The sequence below is a fragment of the Pseudomonas sp. Sample_24 genome (assembly GCF_004307605.1).
Classification (GTDB): Bacteria; Pseudomonadota; Gammaproteobacteria; order Pseudomonadales; family Pseudomonadaceae; genus Aquipseudomonas.
In genome coordinates this window covers 1-2,258 of record NZ_RCNW01000241.1, presented here as the reverse complement: position 1 = coordinate 2,258, position 2,258 = coordinate 1, and the positions used below count along the sequence as shown (strand labels likewise).

General features: G+C 56.2%; 2 protein-coding genes. Both read right to left on the bottom strand.

Annotated features, from left to right (window positions below):
* Positions 1 to 625 (bottom strand): ABC transporter permease (locus D8V06_RS13365; RefSeq protein ID WP_130931098.1); only part of this gene is annotated, 625 nt, incomplete at its 3' end.
* Between the two features lie 91 nt (positions 626 to 716).
* The gene (locus D8V06_RS13360; protein ID WP_056852564.1) at positions 717 to 1,493 is read right to left on the bottom strand and encodes an ABC transporter substrate-binding protein; all 777 of its coding nucleotides are present in this window, start codon (positions 1,491 to 1,493) and stop codon (positions 717 to 719) included.
* Between the last annotated feature and the right edge of the window lie 765 nt (positions 1,494 to 2,258).

Sequence of the window (2,258 nt, the reverse complement as noted above, 5' to 3'; positions counted from 1 at the left end):
AAACACTGGTGATCACCAGGTACATCGCCGCCACTGCGAGGAAGAAGGTGAAAGGTTCGCGGGTGGCGTCTGCCGCCTGCTTGGCCTTGAACATCATGTCTTGCAGACCCACCACGGAAATCAGTGCGGTGGCCTTGGTCAGTACCAGCCAGTTGTTGGTGAAGCCTGGAATCGCCAGGCGAATCATCTGAGGCACCAACACCCGGAAGAACACCTGAAAACTGCTCATGCCATAAGCCATGCCCGCTTCAGCCTGCCCCTTGGGGATCGCCATGAACGCACCGCGGAACGTTTCCGACAGGTACGCGCCGAAGATGAAACCCAGGGTGCCGATACCGGCGGCCAACGGGTTCAGGTCGATGTAGTCGTCGTATCCGAGCATTGGCGCGACGCGGTTGAGCAAATCCTGACCGCCGTAGAAAATCAGCAGGATCAACACCAGGTCGGGAATGCCGCGAATCACGGTGGAGTACAGATCGCCCAGCCAGGCCAGCCAGCGAACCGGCGACAGACGCAGTGCCACGCCGATCAGGCCCAGGACAATGGCCAGGGCCATGGATGACAAGGCGAGCTGAAGCGTCAGCCAAGCGCCATCGAGGATGACAGCCCCGTAGCCTTTCAACATGATTCAGGTCCTCGAAAGTTGGGATGAAAAAATGGCGCAAACCTCAGAGATCCTGTTGCTTGCGCCATTTCGGACTTGTCGCCGGGACGTATTACTTGCCGTAGATATCGAAGGCGAAGTATTTGTCCTGGATTTGCTTGTACTTGCCGTTCTCGCGAATGGCAGTGATCGCGGTGTTGATCTTGTCTTTCAGTGCGTCACCCTTGCGAACCGCGATACCTACGCCGTCGCCGAAGTATTTGACGTCGGTGAACGCCGGACCGACGAACGCGAAGCCTTTACCGGCGTCGGTTTTCAAGAAACCGTCATCCAGCAGCGTAGCGTCTGCCACGGTGCCGTCGAGGCGGCCGGCGGCTACGTCGAGGTAAATTTCGTTCTGCGAACCGTAAGGCTTGATCTCGGCACCCAGCGGGGCCAGGACTTCGCGGGCGAAACGCTCGTGGATCGAACCACGTTGCACGCCGATGTTCTTGCCCTTGAGCTCGCTCAGGTTGTCGCTGACCTGAGTGCCGGCCTTCATCACCAGGCGAGCTGGGGTGTTGTAGTACTTGTTGGTGAAATCCACGGATTTCTTGCGGTCTTCAGTGATCGACATCGACGACAGGATCGCGTCGATCTTGCGCACCTTGAGTGCCGGGATCAGACCGTCGAACTCTTGCTCGACCCACACGCACTTGACCTTCATCTCTTCGCAGAGGGCGTTGCCGATGTCGTAGTCAAAACCAACGATGCTGCCATCCGGTGCTTTCGAAGCGAACGGAGGGTAAGCCGCTTCAATACCGATTTTCACAGGCTTTTCATCGGCGAAGGTTGGCAGGGACAGCACGCTGGCAAATGCCAGGGCGCCAAGCAGCACGAGTTTCTTCATGTTGGGACTCCATCGGTAAAGGGCTAAAACGGCAGAGTGAGCGACAGCCCAATATGCGAATGAGTGGAACCGCAAAACAGTGCTGCGTCCTGAGAAGCCGATGTTGAAAAATCAACACCAGCAACGACGAGCGAGTGATCGGCATTCTAACGACAGGCCCGAAGCCGATATTTCTTCAATGCGACAACTAATTACAGAAGCACCGAGAAAGCCGCTTGGGCACGTTGACAGCCCTGCAAATTCATGCAGATGCAAAAGACAGTGAACCGATCCATGCTGCAAATTGCGGGCCTATTATTGGCAAAGCCTTCTAATCCGGCAAGTGTAGCGTTGGGTCTTATTTTTTATGGCGCGTTTGAGTCCCTGAATAGAAGCCTGGCGTTTCCCAATGCCCCGAATCGGCGCGATGCGGTTACACATTCAGTAACCTGAAAGATCGTAGGTAACAAACGGAAAGGTCCTACAGGCGAAGCCGATAATTATTGACTGGTGTTTAAGTGGTTTCTGACAAATGTCGATCGTTCCCACGCTCCGCGTGGGAATGCATCCCGTGACGCTCTGCGTCACAAGGTCAACGGCGGACGCGGAGCGTCCATGGCGGCATTCCCACGCAGAGCGTAGGAACGATCGATACGAAAAAGCCCCGCCAGGCAATGCCGGGCGGGGCTTCGGTGACTCAGGAACGGCGGGTTAAGCGACGTTCATCGTCTTGTGCGTATCAATCAAATGCTGCACCACACCCGGATCCGCCAGGGTCGAGATATC